15 protein-coding genes are annotated in these 14,861 nt (G+C 52.9%); 8 read left to right on the top strand and 7 right to left on the bottom strand.

Translation table 11 applies throughout. The features are described 5' to 3' along the window. Positions 1-6: 6 nt before the first annotated feature. On the bottom strand, positions 7-321 hold the full coding sequence (locus SYNCC9902_RS11525; RefSeq protein ID WP_011361008.1) for a hypothetical protein: 315 nt from the start codon (positions 319-321) through the stop codon (positions 7-9). 299 nt (positions 322-620) lie between these two features. Here SYNCC9902_RS11525 and SYNCC9902_RS11520 point away from each other — a divergent pair, with 299 nt between their 5' ends. Beyond that, positions 621-1,088, top strand: a complete 468-nt coding sequence (locus tag SYNCC9902_RS11520) for a nitrate reductase associated protein (protein WP_041425594.1) — start codon at positions 621-623, stop codon at positions 1,086-1,088. On the opposite strand, the gene SYNCC9902_RS11515 is transcribed toward SYNCC9902_RS11520, so the two are convergent. Together SYNCC9902_RS11515 and SYNCC9902_RS11510 are read right to left on the bottom strand one after the other, a co-directional pair. Continuing rightward, positions 1,069-3,300 carry a nitrate reductase gene (locus tag SYNCC9902_RS11515; protein ID WP_011361006.1) on the bottom strand — a complete coding sequence of 744 codons (2,232 nt, stop codon included), beginning with the start codon at positions 3,298-3,300 and terminating at the stop codon, positions 1,069-1,071. The two genes, SYNCC9902_RS11520 and SYNCC9902_RS11515, sit on opposite strands and share 20 nt — an antisense overlap. A gap of 82 nt (positions 3,301-3,382) precedes the next feature. Then, positions 3,383-4,924: an MFS transporter gene (locus tag SYNCC9902_RS11510; RefSeq protein WP_011361005.1), complete on the bottom strand. Its 1,542-nt coding sequence runs from the start codon at positions 4,922-4,924 to the stop codon at positions 3,383-3,385. A gap of 262 nt (positions 4,925-5,186) precedes the next feature. On the opposite strand from SYNCC9902_RS11510, the gene SYNCC9902_RS11505 reads away from it, so the two are divergent. Both SYNCC9902_RS11505 and moaA read left to right on the top strand, forming a co-directional pair. After that, entirely contained in the window at positions 5,187-5,780 is a 594-nt protein-coding gene (locus tag SYNCC9902_RS11505; protein WP_071818442.1) for a molybdenum cofactor guanylyltransferase, read from the top strand. After that, positions 5,777-6,814, top strand: coding sequence for a GTP 3',8-cyclase MoaA (gene moaA, locus SYNCC9902_RS11500; RefSeq protein WP_011361003.1), 1,038 nt, complete (start codon positions 5,777-5,779; stop codon positions 6,812-6,814). The genes SYNCC9902_RS11505 and moaA overlap by 4 nt, the downstream gene beginning before the upstream one ends. 450 nt (positions 6,815-7,264) lie before the next feature. On the opposite strand, the gene SYNCC9902_RS12220 is transcribed toward moaA, so the two are convergent. After that, the gene (locus tag SYNCC9902_RS12220; RefSeq protein WP_011361002.1) at positions 7,265-7,441 is read right to left on the bottom strand and encodes a DUF4278 domain-containing protein; all 177 of its coding nucleotides are present in this window, start codon (positions 7,439-7,441) and stop codon (positions 7,265-7,267) included. A gap of 381 nt (positions 7,442-7,822) precedes the next feature. Between SYNCC9902_RS12220 and SYNCC9902_RS11490 the strand changes: the two genes are divergently transcribed. Further along, positions 7,823-8,314: a hypothetical protein gene (locus SYNCC9902_RS11490; RefSeq protein ID WP_011361001.1), complete on the top strand. Its 492-nt coding sequence runs from the start codon at positions 7,823-7,825 to the stop codon at positions 8,312-8,314. Here SYNCC9902_RS11490 and SYNCC9902_RS11485 read toward each other — a convergent pair. Genes SYNCC9902_RS11485 through SYNCC9902_RS11475 form a run of 3 tightly spaced genes read right to left on the bottom strand, consistent with a single transcriptional unit; the run spans position 8,302 to position 11,674 of the window. Next, positions 8,302-9,204 carry a transglutaminase family protein gene (locus tag SYNCC9902_RS11485; protein ID WP_011361000.1) on the bottom strand — a complete coding sequence of 301 codons (903 nt, stop codon included), beginning with the start codon at positions 9,202-9,204 and terminating at the stop codon, positions 8,302-8,304. The genes SYNCC9902_RS11490 and SYNCC9902_RS11485 overlap by 13 nt on opposite strands. Beyond that, on the bottom strand, positions 9,189-10,172 hold the full coding sequence (locus SYNCC9902_RS11480; RefSeq protein ID WP_011360999.1) for an alpha-E domain-containing protein: 984 nt from the start codon (positions 10,170-10,172) through the stop codon (positions 9,189-9,191). The genes SYNCC9902_RS11485 and SYNCC9902_RS11480 overlap by 16 nt, the downstream gene beginning before the upstream one ends. After that, positions 10,166-11,674, bottom strand: a complete 1,509-nt coding sequence (locus SYNCC9902_RS11475) for a circularly permuted type 2 ATP-grasp protein (protein ID WP_011360998.1) — start codon at positions 11,672-11,674, stop codon at positions 10,166-10,168. The genes SYNCC9902_RS11480 and SYNCC9902_RS11475 overlap by 7 nt, the downstream gene beginning before the upstream one ends. Positions 11,675-11,883: 209 nt before the next feature. On the opposite strand from SYNCC9902_RS11475, the gene SYNCC9902_RS12975 reads away from it, so the two are divergent. The 4 genes from SYNCC9902_RS12975 to SYNCC9902_RS11465 all read left to right on the top strand — a co-directional run bounded on the left by SYNCC9902_RS12975 (position 11,884) and on the right by SYNCC9902_RS11465 (position 14,857). Further along, complete coding sequence (locus SYNCC9902_RS12975; RefSeq protein WP_255346176.1) at positions 11,884-12,009, top strand: hypothetical protein; 126 nt, start codon at positions 11,884-11,886, stop codon at positions 12,007-12,009. Continuing rightward, entirely contained in the window at positions 11,999-13,423 is a 1,425-nt protein-coding gene (locus SYNCC9902_RS11470; RefSeq protein ID WP_011360997.1) for a sodium:solute symporter family protein, read from the top strand. The genes SYNCC9902_RS12975 and SYNCC9902_RS11470 overlap by 11 nt, the downstream gene beginning before the upstream one ends. Beyond that, on the top strand, positions 13,420-13,572 hold the full coding sequence (locus tag SYNCC9902_RS12820) for a hypothetical protein (RefSeq protein ID WP_198001741.1): 153 nt from the start codon (positions 13,420-13,422) through the stop codon (positions 13,570-13,572). The genes SYNCC9902_RS11470 and SYNCC9902_RS12820 overlap by 4 nt, the downstream gene beginning before the upstream one ends. A gap of 169 nt (positions 13,573-13,741) precedes the next feature. Next, a complete protein-coding gene (locus SYNCC9902_RS11465) occupies positions 13,742-14,857 on the top strand; it encodes an aspartate/ornithine carbamoyltransferase family protein (protein ID WP_041425233.1) in 1,116 nt (371 codons plus the stop codon). Positions 14,858-14,861 lie beyond the last annotated feature (4 nt).

Here is a 14,861-nt window from a genome sequence, read left to right as displayed (position 1 = left end):
TGTTCTTTAGCGTTCGCCCAGAGTGGACCAAAGCGTTGCTTCGGAGCCCACTACAGGTTCGACATTGATGGCAGGAGTCGGTGATGCCACGACGTTGCTTGCTGCCACGTTGGGTTCCATCACGGCATCGCGTTCGCCCAATGCTGCCCATAGCGTTGCAGGGCTGGCAATCACAGGGTCAACATCAGCTTGGCCGTTGTTCAGTGGGCGAGATTGAGTGTGCACAAGTTGCACAGCCAGGGAGCCAACGATGAAGGCCCCAAGGAATCCAGCTGCGATGGAAACCGCACTGCGGCTGGAGGAAGAGATGCTGCTTGTCACGCCTGAACTCTGTTGTCAGAGCTTCAGTATGCGAATGAAGGGTATGAATGGCTACGGTTTGGGAAAAAACTGGTATCAGAATTAACGGTTTTTAAAATATTCCACTCGCTCGAATGTTGAGTTGAGCGTGTTTCTGCCATGACCCAGCCGTGGGACATACCGAGGAACATTCCTAAACAAATCGCGAGACGCACAATGCAATTTATGTAACAAGGTGAACATCGCTGATGCAAACCAAAGCTGTTGTCACCATTCACACCATTGGTGAAATTGATCGCTTTATGGCTGATGCTGGTGTGATGAAACGCTCGTCTATCTCTGCCGATCACTGCTTCGCTTTCGAGCGGGATTTTGTGGGAACTTGGCGTTGCATTCCACTTTGTGTGCGGCGCAAATTGGATTTAATGGGGCTCAAGCTGAAGTTGAGTCACTGGTTGGAGTTGTCTCAGGATCAGCGCCAAGAGTTAGTCAATTGGTCGGATGCTCCAGATGACCTGGAGCAGTGTCGTGAGCACTTGCGATTGCTGACTCGATCGATGGCTGATGGCATGGCGAAGGATCTTTCTCCGGCCGTGGATGCTCCATGGCAGCAAGCTGATTCCATGCCGGTTGAGGTGACTGATGCTGCTCAAGCGCGCGGGGTGCGGCTGACCGCAGCGCAGTGGGCAGATTTGTCTGAGCTGGATCGATTTTGTCTTTGCAAGCTGGTCCGACCGGGGCATGATCACCACAACCTGGCAGCAGCCTTCAGCGAAGTGTTGGGGTGAGCAGGCGTCGTAGTGCCTCCAGTCGGCCTTTTTCTTGTTCGATGGGTTTCACCATCGACACCGCTGGCGCCACGATCACCGCACAGGCTTTCAATTCCGGCTGCTTGGAAATAGGACAGGCTTGATCATGCATCAATGTGTTGGCTTCGCAGGCGTTCTCTTGGGTAAAGCCCCAGTGCATCGGCAAGAACACTGAGCCGCGTCGGATCCTGTCGGTCACCTTCACTGTTGCGGTGATGTGTCCACGGCGAGAGCTGATCGCTGCCAACTCACCGTTCACAACTTTGAGCTCTTGGGCATCGCCGGGGTGAATCTCTAGGAGTGGTTCGGGGTGCATGGTGTGAAGACGTTCCACTTTTCCGGTTCGCGTCATCGTGTGCCACTGTCCGAGGTAGCGACCCACTGTCAGCACGAGTGGAAAGGTGTCGCATGGGGGTTCAGCGAGGCCCAGCGGTTGGTCGATGCTGAAGCGCGCCCGCCCGGAAGGCGTTGCAAAATGATGGTCGGTGTAGAGCCGTTTGGATTCGCAGGGGGTGGTGCTTTCACTTGGATAGGGCCATTGCTGCGGCCCCTCCTCTGAAAGCAAGGCATGGCTTAGGCCAGACATGTCGCAGAGCCGACCTCGGGTGAGCTCAGCAAATTCGGCATAGACGTCCGCGGCTGAGTTGAAGTGGAACTGCTTCTCAAAGCCAAGCCGTTGCCCCACCTCTGCAAACACCTCCCAATCCGGTCGGCTCTCGCCAAACCGGCGGCGGTAAGCGGGGCAATAAGTGATTCTGCGTTCCGAGTTCGTCATGGCTCCCGCCTTCTCGCTCCATTGGGCCGCGGGAAGCAGCAAATGTGCGTAATGGGAGGTTTCGGAATCGGCGTAGGCCTCACTCACCACGACCAGAGGACATTTGCTCATGGCAGCTTTCACCCTGTCCAGATCAGGCATGCTGACGAGGGGATTGGTTGCGGCCACCCACCAGAGGTCGAGCTCGCCCCTCTCCATCGCTTCAATCTGTTGCCAAGCCGCTAGCCCTGGTGTTGCTGCGATGCTGCCGGCTGGAAAATCCCAAGCTTGCTCAACGTCCTGTCGATGTTGCCCGTTAGCGACGAATCGATAACCCGGAAGCAGGTGGGATAAACCACCTGCTTCACGGCCGCCCATGGCGTTGGGTTGTCCCGTTAGAGAGAAGGGGCCAGCTCCCTCTTTGCCAATTTGTCCGGTGAGTAAGTGCAGGTTGATTAGGCCGCACACCACAGCGGTGCCTTCTTGCCGCTGGTTCACCCCCATCGACCAAAGACTGAGGACGTCTTCACGCCGGTGGAACAATTGCGCGACCTCCCGTAATCGCTTTTCGGGGAGGTTGCAGAAGCGCGCTACGCGTCTTGGCGTCCAGCGGGCTACGACGTCGAAAAAGGCTTCGTAGTTTTCGGTGTGGTCATCAATGAATGCTGGATCTTGTCCATTTTCTCGAAGAATCAGGTGAGCAATGCCATGAAGCAAGGCGAGATCACTTCCTGGTGCGATTGGTAGGTGAATGTCTGCTGCTTTAGCGGTATCGGTTCGGCGGGGATCGACCACAACGATCGTTACGCTTCCGGGATTGCGTTTTTTGCGTTTCAGCAGACGCTGGAACAACACTGGATGGCATTCGGCTGTGTTGGTGCCAATGAGGAATGCAACGCTGCAGTGATCGAGGTCGTCGTAGCAGCAGGGAGGGCCGTCAGATCCGAGACTTCGGGTGTACCCAGCCACGGCTGAGCTCATACATAGACGTGAGTTGGCATCAAAGTTGTTGGTGCCAAGGGCACCCTTCATCAGCTTTTGGGCGACGTAGTAGTCCTCTGTGTGGAACTGACCAGAGCCATACATCGCAATGCCATTGGCATGGCCTCGACGTTCCAAGCTGCAAGTCATTTGCTTGGTGATTCGCTCAAGCGCGTCATCCCAACCAATGGGTTCAAAGTCGTCACTGAAGTTGCTGCGGAACAGTGGTTGGCGGAGCCGACCACTGGCGAGGGTTTCGCCGACGGTGGCACCTTTGATGCACACCTGACCGAGGCTGGAGGGATGTTGCCGGTCGCCACGGGCTGTCCACATTGGGTTGCCTTCCGCATCCCTACGGACAGGTCGACCTTTCTCAGCAGGGGGTAGGAGTTCAAGGCCGCAGCCCACTCCGCAGTAGGGGCATTGGCTGCGCACGCTGCGGGGGCTTTGGGTCATATGGAAACAAAAGAAGAACAAAAGCCCGGGGTCGATGCCCCGGGCACAGCTGCAATGTCAGACCACTGCAGATTTGAACTGATTAGGCGACTTCGCCTTCATGCAATTCATCGAAGGAGCCTTTTGGTTCCTTAAGGAAGAAAAAGCAGAAAAAAGCGACGATTAGACCAGCTACACCAAGGATCTGGAAGAAGGCGCTGTTGGAGGCAGCGATCACCTCGGGAGTTGGTTCTCCGCCACCGCCCATCCACATCGGTAGAAGGCTGAAAATCGTGAGGTAAGTCACCGCACCAACGTTGCCGTATGCACCGACGAGTCCGGCCACCTGTCCAGTGACGCGACGTTTAACAAGAGGAACTAATGCGAAGGTTGCCCCCTCGCCAGATTGCACGAAGAAGGACGCGAGCATCGTGATCGCCACGGCTATGACGATTCCGGTAGTACCGGTGAAGGTACCGGGTTTGATCATGCTCATCACCAAGTAGCCAACTCCCAATCCAGCAGTGAGGAAGCCCATCGTGTTTTTCCGGCTACCAACCTTGTCGGAGATCAGGCCTCCAGCGGGACGAGCGACCAGGTTCACGAAGGCGAAACAGGACGCCAGGATGCCTGCCGTGGCCTTCGGAAGGTCGAAGGTGGTTTCAAAGAATGTTGGCAGCATTGAAACCACTGCGAGTTCGGAGCCGAAGTTCACGATGTAAGTGAGCTCCAGAATCGCCACTTGGCGGAACTCGTAGCGATCTTCTTTGGGATAAACCTTGGTGCCAAGGATGAGTTCTCTGTTAGTCCGGACGATTCCCCAGGTTTGGAAAGCAAACCAAATTGCCACCGCTCCAATGGCCAGTGGGTAGGTGCCGGCATTGAGGAAGCCCACCTTTTGAAGACGCCAGCAAAGGACGCACAGGATTGCAGCGAAGGGCACATTCATTCCCAGCAAACCCCAGAAATCGCGCATCGACGTGACTTCTAAGCCTGCGGTTTTTGAGGGTCTTTGGTAGGTCTTGCCTGGAGGCGTATCGGTGACGTTGAAGAAGTAGAAAACGCCGTACACAGCGGAAATAATTCCGGTGAGTGCAATGGCCCCACGCCAGTTCAAAACAGCACCGGAGGGCAGTTCAAACCCACCTGAGAATGAGAGGAATCCGGCGAGGGCCACCATGGTGAGGGCGGAGAAGGCGGAGCCGAAGTTGCCCCAGCCGCCGTAGATGCCTTCGGCTAAACCTATTTCTTTCGGTGGGAACCATTCGGCCACCATGCGGATCCCGATTACGAAGCCGGCGCCGACGATGGAGAGCAGAAGACGGGCCACCACAAGTTGGTTGAAATCCTGGGCGGACGCAAATAGCAGGCAGGGGATGGCTGAAAAGACCAGGATCCCTGAGTAAGTAAGCCGAGGCCCATATTTATCCAGCAACATGCCGATGAGCACGCGCGCTGGGATGGTGAGGGCCACGTTGCAAATGGCTACGGTGCGGATCTGACCAAGCGTGAGTCCAAGATCCGCTTTGACGGTGGTGGCTAAAGGGGCCAGATTGAACCAGACCACGAAGGTCAGGAAAAAGGCGAACCAGGTGAGGTGGAGAGTCCGATACCTACCTTGGAACGACCAAAGGTCGCGAAGCATTAGGGAGTGGTTAGTTACGCCGCAGGCTTCAAAAAAAAGTGCCCGAGGATGATGAAACGGTCTAAAAACATCCGCTTATGGGACTATTTAATCAATAACGGATGATATTTTTGGTGCAAATAGCTACCAATAAATTTATTTTTGTATCCTGTGTTACATCTACCTTGCTGATGGGATTCATCAGTCATTCCGCATAGCTTTGATTAAGTAGTTGTTGCGACAGTTTTTGGTGCTGCCTTGGTTCGAGATTTCTTTCAGAAGGATGAATTGTTTGGTTAGATCACTCCGGGTTTGTCTTCTGAGTGGTGGGACGAGCCGGCGGATGGGGCGCGATAAAGCATTGCTGCCGCATCAGAAGGGTGGTGTGTGGCTAACGGCAATGATTAAACAGTTGATGCCATTGGGCTTGCCGGTTGTTGTGGTCAGCCGGCATCAGGCTCATGCGGACGTCTTGGCGCATCAATCTGGGCTGAAATTTGTGTTGGAGCCACCTCCCTGGAATGGCCCATTGCAAGCTCTCGACTGTGTTTTGTCATCGGGATCAGATGGTGCTTGGCTTGTGCTGCCGGTCGATATGCCCAAGCTCACGACCGCGGTTTTTCGCCAATTGATTGAGGCTTGGCGACGACACCCCAACAAGGTGGCTGTGGCCCATGACGGTGAGCAGCTTCAGCCGCTTTTGGCCATTATTCCTTCGGGAACTCCCTTCCAAACGTGTTTGTCAGAGCAGCTGTCCCGAGGTTGCTATCGCTGGTTGGACTGGTTGGACCGGGTGCCCTATGAGTCAGTGGTGCTGCCGTCGGGGTGTTTGCTGAATGCCAACAAGCCGAAGGATCTGTTGGTGTTGTCGGAATGACTGATGCGACATCCAATTTGGATTCGCATGGGCGCCCACTGGGTGTGTTGCGTTTGTCGCTGACGGCCCGCTGCAATTTGGCGTGCCCCTACTGCTGCCCTGATTCTCGCGATCCAGAGGGAATGCTCGATTTGCAGGATCAGTTGCGTTTAATTCGTGTCGCTTGTTCTTTGGGAGTTCATACCGTCAGGCTGACCGGCGGGGAGCCATTGCTCAGTGATCGCCTTGAGCCGTTGCTGGCTGCGATTGCCTTGGATCGACCCGCTGGTTTGAAGGAATTAGCTCTGACGACGAATGGGGTTCTGCTGTCGCCTGAGCGGGCTTTGAGGCTCAAGTGTGCTGGTTTGGACCGTATAACGATCAGCCTGGATGGTGCGGATGCAGCCAGTGTTGCTCGCATGGCTGGTTTGCAAGGTGGGACTCCAGCTGGCCAATCCTTGTTGGATCAGGTGTTGGTGGGACTAGAGGCGGCTCGATCGGCTGGCTTCAATTCGTCTCACGGTGCTTTGAAGCTCAATGCGGTGATTCAGAAAGGCCGGAATGATGATCAGTTGATTCCGTTGGCCCGGCTGGCCCGTGATCGCGGGTTGGAGTTGCGTCTGATCGAATATATGGATGTGGGAAGCCGTAACGGTTGGTCGCTTGCTCAGGTGATGCCTGCCATGGAGATGGTGCAGTGCGTGTCATCGCACTGGCCCCTAGATCCGGTTGGCCGTTCATCAAACTCCACGACATCGCGGTGGCGGTATCGCGATGGCGCTGGCTATATCGGTGTGATTAGTTCAATTAGCGCGCCGTTTTGTGGAGATTGCAATCGGATTAGGGTTACTGCAGATGGTCAAGTATTTACTTGTTTATTTGCATCGCAGGGCGTAGATCTTCGGCCTTATTTAAGAACTGACGAATCAGAGACTCAACTTCGTGAATGTTTGTCTGAATTGTGGACTCGGCGCTCTGATCGTTTTAGTGAAGAGCGAAGTCTGCAGATTGATAAAGAGAAATCCCATGCCGAAATGGCTTATCTGGGGGGATGACTGCCTGATGCTGTTTATTGGCTGTCAATGAAATCGTTTTTAGTTTTAGAAACCTTTTCCTTTGGTTGCCCTAAAGCGCGTGAAAGTGCTTCCTGCAGTCATCAAGAGTGATCACGCACTCAACGCCTTGGTCTCGATTCACCACGCGATAGGTCTGACCAGTGGCCATGCATTTCGTTCGGGCATCCACGAAAGCTTTAAATTCCGTTTTGCGTTGGATTTCAGGCTGCCAGTGAGTGCCTGACTTTCTCTCGATTGTGAACATGGTGGGACCTAACCCTTGCACCATGGCTCTGATGGCGACCAGTTGTTCAGAAACTTCGGAAAAAACTCGGGATCACTCCTGTAAAAACGTGGAGGATGCGAGTTTGCCCATCTTTGAGGCTTGCTAGGGGAGCCGCTTCTGCCTGCTCAGGCTCACAAGAACCTTGGCAGGCAGAAGGGTGATGCTCAGCTGCAGCGCACGTATTGCAAGCCGCGGTAAGTCAGCACAACTGAGTGCTCACTCTTTGCTTGTTGTTGGAGCGTTTTGTAGATGTTGCGTCGATAGGTGAGCTGAACGCTTGAGGGCTGTCCAGTCACGTGAGGTTGTTGGTACTGATGTCCTCTGTATAGAAGGGAAGTCATGATGATTGTTCAAGCAAGCTCCCAGGTCCCCGTTCCATGGCCTGAGGTGTGATGCGCTTCGCGCCGTAGCGAAGTGAACGTTGTGTAGCTGTTGCTACAGCAAGATTTTCACTAACCAAAAACAAAGTCGGAGTTCGTCTCGATACATCTTTAGGATTTCTTATGAAATCAGTGCCTGTTTGTGTTCATCAGCTTCTGTTCCCTCCCGCGGCTTTTCTTGATGCTTCAAATTGCCCTAGGGGATGCTCTCTAGAGCACGAGTGATGTTCATCGCTTTGGCTTGGATTGAACTGTATTGCTTAAAGCGTGGCTGTTGTCACTAAAAATCCATTGGTTTCTCTGTAAAAACAATGGTTATGAATTTAAAAATCCCATTGCTGCATGTTTGAGTTAATTCCGTATGAACGATTTAGGGATACACCAGCCGTGCGCTTTTTTGATGTCACGATAGGTACGTCGAATGCTCGTGATCTCGTCATCCACAGTGGGCCTGCAATCAGCCCTCCAAATGATCTGAAAACTGGAGACTGGCAATTTTATTTACATCCCCACCAAGAAGATAATCTCCTTGCTGCAAGTGGAGGACGTACATTTTATCTCGTTAATCTTTCTTGGGATCAGCCTTTTCATATTGTTCGTCTGGCGGCTGGAGGCGACATCCTCCGTATCCCTCCTGGAACATTTCATCGATCTATTTCTGATCTAGATGGATCTGTCGTGCTCAATCAAGCGGTTCGTGACCAGGGAGCATCGTTGACCCGTGAATTCCGCGTCTACAACAGTGGTTGCATCCCCGCTTTGAAATTTGCGACGTCTCTGGGCGCTAGCCGTCCTGTGTTGCATGGTGTTGAGCCTCTTCTTCAAGCTGCCTGAATCAGGGTCTTCTTTTCCCCAGGTTGATTGGTGTTGTCGTCAACGGTCGCTTGGATCGTCCAACTCAGTTGGCTTTGCGTTGATGCCAGTCCGCTGAAGCTGCCAGTAATCGCTGCCGTGAGCTCTGGACTTGAGGAGCTTGCCAGCACGATGTAGCGATCGGTTGTTTCTCCTCCGGCGCTCGGGTCAAATCCACGCCATCCGGCACCTGGTAAGTAAACCTCTGCCCAGGCGTGTAGGTCGTACGACTCGGGCGCTGGGTTCGCTAAGTGATATCCGCTTACAAATCGTGCCGGTAGCCCAATGCTTCTGCAGCACTCGACCATCAACATTGCGAGGTCGCGACAGGAACCAACTCGTTCCCGCAGTGTTCGTCCCGCCGGCCAGGCGGCTCCTTGATGACGCTGGGTGTATTTCACCCTGTCTTGGATCATCTCGATGAGCTGATTGAGAAACGACAGTGCTTGTTGGTTGGTTCCCATTAAGGCGTCTTGAGCCAAAGCAACAGCTGAGGGATCGTGTTGGCCGTTTGGCAGCCAGCCCTCCAGTGCACCTTGAAGATCTGGATTCAGACGACCCCGTGGATAAGGGAGAAGTGGTTCGCGGCCATCTAGACAATTCAGTAGGGGTGCTGCAGTTGTGGTTTCGAGGCGACTGCAAGCTTCAAAGCGGAGTTCATCGGTGGCGTTTTGAAACCGCACGCGTTGAATGGCATCGCCACTGGCTGCTACGAGTTCATGGCTGTGGCAAGGCTTTGGCGAAATATTGAGTTGGTAATTCAGCAGGCGCTGATGACCATGACCCCGAGGTCGCATGCAGAGCCTGTGCTCGCTCAAGCTGACCGGAGCGTCGTAGTGGTAGGTGATGCAGTGGGTTAGCTCAGCGCGCATGACGGGTCAGTGGGAATGGAGCCAAGGTCGGTGGTGACGAAATATCGGGCGTGGATGAGTTGATGCAGTTGATTGAGATCTCCCTGTAATTCGTCAATGGCTTCGTGTAGCCCCCGTTCAATTAGGGCGTCAATCCGCACATAGCTCCACTTGGCCAGCAATTGCCCGCGTAGGCATTCGAGATCGTCAGGAGGGCCCAGTTGTGGTTGCCGTTGGATGAGTTGCAATGTGTCGTTGATTTGTTGCAAACAGAAGCGCACTGACCTTGGAAAAATTGGATCCAGTAAAAGGAACCTGGCCACAGAGGATGGAGTGATCGCCTGTTGAACACTTTGGCGGTACATCTGGTAAGCCCCAGCTGTACGAAGTAGAGATATCCATTGAAGTTCATCAAGAACGCCACCAATTTCTTTTGGGGTTGGCAGAAGAAGAAAATACTTCACATCAAGGATTCTGGATGTTTTGTCGGCGCGTTCAATCCAACGGCCTAGTTGACTGAAGAGCCAGGCTTGATCGCGGCTCAGGGTGACATCCGTAATGCCATAAAACAGTTGGCAACCTCTTCGGATGCTGCGGAGTTGCTCTTGATCTGGTTCCTGCCAGATGGCTTCTCCATCTTGAACATTCCAGTAGAGGTCGTTCAATTGCTCCCACATTTCTGTGGTAATAACATCGCGGATTTGGCGTGCATTTTCCCTGGCAGTGGCAATGCAGCTGAGGATGCTGTTGGGGTTATCGCGGTCTAGCAATAAAAACCCCACGACATCTCGCGGAGATCGCAGTGGGTAGCCCTGATCGAAACTCTGCCTGTCTCCACTGGCATCAATGAGTGGGATCCATGGTTCTGCACTGCCGGGTGGGCAATCCAAAGCCATGGCTTCACTTACTTCCAGAAAGCGAGAAATATTTTCAGCGCGTTCTACATATCGATTAATCCAGTAGAGGGAGTCGGCAACCCGGCTCAGCACGGCATTGCCTCCTGAAGTGTTGGTTCAACGTCACCGTCGTTTACAACCTGGCTGTCACCCACAACCTGGCTGTCACCCACAACCCATGTGTCTTTACAGCCACCACCTTGGGATGAGTTCACCACCAAAGAGCCACGCTTTAAGGCGACGCGGGTCAGCCCACCTGGGCTGACCCAGTTGGACTTTCCGCGTAAAATATAGGGCCGTAAATCCACATGACAGGGAAATAGTTCTCCCTGGCTCAGTGCAGGAATGGTGGAGAGTTGAAGCGTGGGCTGGGCTATGTAATTGCGTGGATTAGATCTAATCTTTGTGTCAAATTCTAAGATCTCACTTCGGCTTGATTGTGGGCCGATCAGCATTCCATAGCCTCCTGCTTCAGCTACAGACTTAACCACAAGCTTTTCAAGGTTTTCTAGAACGTACTGTTGATCATCTGGGCGGGAGCAGAGATAGGTGGGAACATTTTCGATAATCGGTTCTTCATTGAGGTAATACCGAATTATTTTCGGGATGTAGGCGTAGATCAACTTGTCGTCGGCGATCCCGGTGCCGGGTGCATTGGCAATGGCGACCCTGCCACTCTGCAAAACATCGATCAATCCAGGTACGCCCAGCGCTGAATCGCGACGGAACACCTTTGGATCGAGAAAATCGTCATCGATTCGTCGGTAGATCACATCCACCACTTCACGACCAGTTGTGCTGCGCATCCAAACGCGGCCTTCTTCGCAGATCAAGTCACGCCCTTCCACCAGAGCGATGCCCATCTGTTGTGCGAGATAACTGTGTTCGAAGTAGGCACTATTGAATACTCCTGGTGTGAGCAATACAACGCGTGGCTTATCTGCCCAAGGAGCTAAGTCTTGCAGTGTCTGTAACAACCTGGAGGGATAGTCGTCGATGGGTTGAACGGTTCGTCCAGCAAACAGGCTGGGAAACAATCGCTTCATGACCTGTCGGTTCTCGAGGAAGTAGGCCACACCGGATGGACAGCGCAGGTTGTCTTCGAGTACGCGCCAAGTGCCTGCCTCATCGCGGATTAGATCCAGTCCTGAAATATGACACCAGCGATTTAGGGGCAGCTTGATGTCTTGCATCTGTGGCCTCCAGCCTTGCGAACTTTCCACGTCTTCCCGTGGAATCACGCCATCCTTGAGGATTTTCTGTGGTCCATAGATGTCTGCTAAGAACCGATCAATTGCTTCTAGGCGCTGCAGGAGACCACGTTCGAGGTTGGACCATTCATGTTGGTGAATGAGTCGTGGAAGGGGATCGAAGGGCAGGATCCTTTCGCCTCCATGCAGTCCAGCGTCGTTGAGTCGGAAGGTGGCCCCGAGTCGTCTTAAAAGGTTCCCGGCGGAAGCGTGATTGCGGTTGAGTTCTGTGAGTCCTATCTGTCCAAGCGACGACAGCAGTGGCTCCAGGTCTGCTCTGGGAGCAGATTGTTCCCGACAAAAATATTCGTCGTAACCATGGGTTGGCCGATACTCAGTGAACATTGGCTCACCAATGGGCAACTCATCAAAGATCCGTCTGTCTGTTGAACTAGGTGTTGTTTGTTACCGATCGCTTGATCGGGCAATTAGCTGGTTGCAGGGATAGGGTTTTTGGTCTCGGTTAATACCCTTACTGGATTAGTGATCGTTCGCAGTATGAGTAAGAACGTATTTGTCGAGTTGTATGTTGCCAAAAGCTTCTGGAGCTTGGTTTGGATGATGTTCTGTGGTCTCGCTTGATCTTTTCCCTCGGGGCCTTGGTGACTGCTGCCACAATTTTTGTGGTGCTTCAAGGCCATTTCAGTTGGCTTGGACGGGAACCGTTCGATGAAGGTTGAACCGTTTCTAGCTCCGGGCCTGGCGTGGGCTCTGGTTGTTCTCTTCTCAGTGCTTTGGATTGCACTCGGTGTTGCTTGGGGGAGGAAAGGTAAGAGCGATGCAGATGAATATATGCTCGCTGGTCGGAATATTGGTCTGGCGTTGAGTACTGCCACATTGATGGCGTCTTGGGTGACCGGAAATACAACCCTTCTTGCACCTGAATTTGGCTACAAAACGGGTCTTTGGGGAATGTTTAGTTATGCATTGGCAGGTCTTGGTTTAATTCTGTTCGCGCCATTAGCACTACGAATTAAGCAGTTAATGCCCAATGGACGCACGAGTGGTGATTTCATCCGGTTGCGTTATGGGCGTTTGGCTTGGTGGGTGTTCATGGTGATTACTGCCATTTATACGCTTGGATTTCTGATGACCCAAGCAATGGGAGCAGGCATTCTCCTTCAATCTCTTTCAGGATTTGATTATCACGTTGGGATGATTGTGGTGATTGGTGTCGCAATGTTGTACACGCTGTATGGAGGAATGCGTGCGGTGATTGGCACTGACTTTATTCAGTCAGTGTTGATCATGGTGTTATTAGCTGTTGTGGCTGTGCTGGCTTTTCGTCAATTCCCTGCACCCGCTGTTCATGCTCGTTTGATCAACTCTCATGCTGATCATCTGAATCTTTTACTCCCCGCAGGGCTGCTGATTGCATGGAATTCAGCTTTATTTTCAATGGGAGAGGTGTTTCACAACAACATCTGGTGGTCACGCGTGTTTGCGAGCCGCCGTTCAGTTGTGATGACCTCGTTTGTGCTCGGTGGCCTGGCATGGATGAGTGTTCCGATTGTGACGGGCTCGATCGGATTGGTGGCGTTGGCTCGAGGCCTTGAATTTCCTCAAGTGAACATGGTGTTTCCCGTCATGGCTGCTGATCTCCTGGGGGTCGGTGGAGCCGCATTGGTTTTTGTTGTTGTTTTTGCCTCGCTCACCTCAACACTCGATTCTTTATTGGCCTCCACCGCGGATCTTGTGGCAGAGGATATTTATTTCAGGTTGCTGCGTCCCCAGGCGAGCGATGCTCAGCTCAAGCAGGCCGCTCGGGTCACGGTGGTTGGGTTAGCTGTTTTGACGTTGTTGTTGTCATGGCCACGGTTGGATTCCTTGGCTTCGGTGTTGTTCTTTACGGGTGCCCTAGTGGCTTCAACCGTCTGGCCTGTGGCCTGCGGGCTGTACTGGCCTCACGCCAATCGCAATGCTGCGATCGTGGCGATGGTGTCGGGGAGTGTTGTTGGCTTGTCGGCCTATGTCTGGATTGCGCCGTACTGCGCTGCAGTTTTCTCAACAGCGGTGTCGGCTTTGGTGATGGTGGTGGGGAGTGTTCGATGGCCTGAACGCTTTCAGTGGTCTCTGCTGAAGGAGGCTCTATGAGTTGCATTCCCTTTGTTTTTCTCGCCTGGTATGTCGACGCGTCTTGGTTCGGGGCTGTGATTGCTGTGAGCCAGGTAGCCCTTGTTTTGGCCGTGCTCATGTTGCTGGCTATCTGGTGTTTCGAATGGCGCAAGAAACGAATCTGGTAAATGTTTGCGGCGAACACTTTTGAGGAAAAATGATATACTGTGATACCAAATGTCGATTAATTTGATGAAGAAGTGGCTGTTTTGTGGACAGTCATTCCAGGCCTTGTTAGGGATTGGTATTGCCGCATTTTGTTCGGTCTGAATGATCGAATGTCGATGCACCTATGCCATGGCCATCGTCCAGTCTGTTTCTGCTGATGTGTGTATAGAGCCGATTCGGTTTCAACCGTTGGGCCCAGATGTGTTTGGTAGGACGCAGCCCCAGTGTTTGTTGGCTTCGATCGATGAGGCTGTTGAGCCCTTGATTGATTTGACCAACCAGCATGTGGTTTCGATTCAAAGTTTCTCCGCACAGACCCTCTTACAGCTGTTCCGTCTCGCGGCTAAGTACGAGAGCAATCCTGATCGCTACATCCGACACAACACGCCTCTAACTGGAAAAATCCTCATTAATGCCTTTTATGAGCCCAGTACAAGAACACGTCTGTCGTTCGATAGTGCTTGGCACCGCTTAGGGGGCGATTCAATCAACATCACGGATCGAAGCACAACTGGAATCGCGAAGGGTGAATCGCTCGAGGATGTTGCCCATATGTTTAATAACTATGGAGATTGCGTCGTACTCCGAGATAGCAATCCTGAAGCCGTCGTGGCGATGAGTTCCACGCTTCGTATTCCGATCATTAATGCAGGAAATGGGATTGATGAACATCCCACCCAGGCGATGGCTGATCTCTACACAATTTTGAAGTGGAGACCCAGTCTTGCTGCTCCGAACGTTGCAGAGTCGGATCGAATTCGTATTGGAATTATTGGCATTCCATCGAGAATGCGAACAGTTCGGTCTCTTCTAAGGATTCTCGCCAAATTCCCTGGGATGGTAGAGGAGGTGGTAGTGATTCACGCGCCGGGTATCGAAAATGATGTTTCACTCTTCGATCCCGGTCAGCGAGAAGAGTTGCTGAAGGCTGGTTTGTCTCTGCGTTGTGCGACTGATTTACGCGCGGAGTTGCCTGAGCTTGATGTGGTTTACATCAACGCTATTGCTTGGGTTGGTGATAGTTATGAGGTGCATGGTGGAGGGTTTCGTCTTACGCGGGATCTGCCGTTTAAGCCCGAGGCGATTGTGTTGCATCCGCTGGCGCGGGGGCCTGAATTGAGCACCTGCCTCGATGACACTCCTCACAATTGGTATTTCAGCCAGGCCCGAGGCGCTGTGTTTCTTCGAATGGCTCTGCTCACCTGCATGGTGGATCGAGCCGATCGTGTGATGGATGTGGTCTGAGCAG

The organism is Synechococcus sp. CC9902 (genome assembly GCF_000012505.1).
GTDB lineage: Bacteria > Cyanobacteriota > Cyanobacteriia > PCC-6307 > Cyanobiaceae > Parasynechococcus.
Note: the sequence above shows the minus strand (reverse complement) of the source record. Positions and strands in the feature narration are given on the sequence as shown.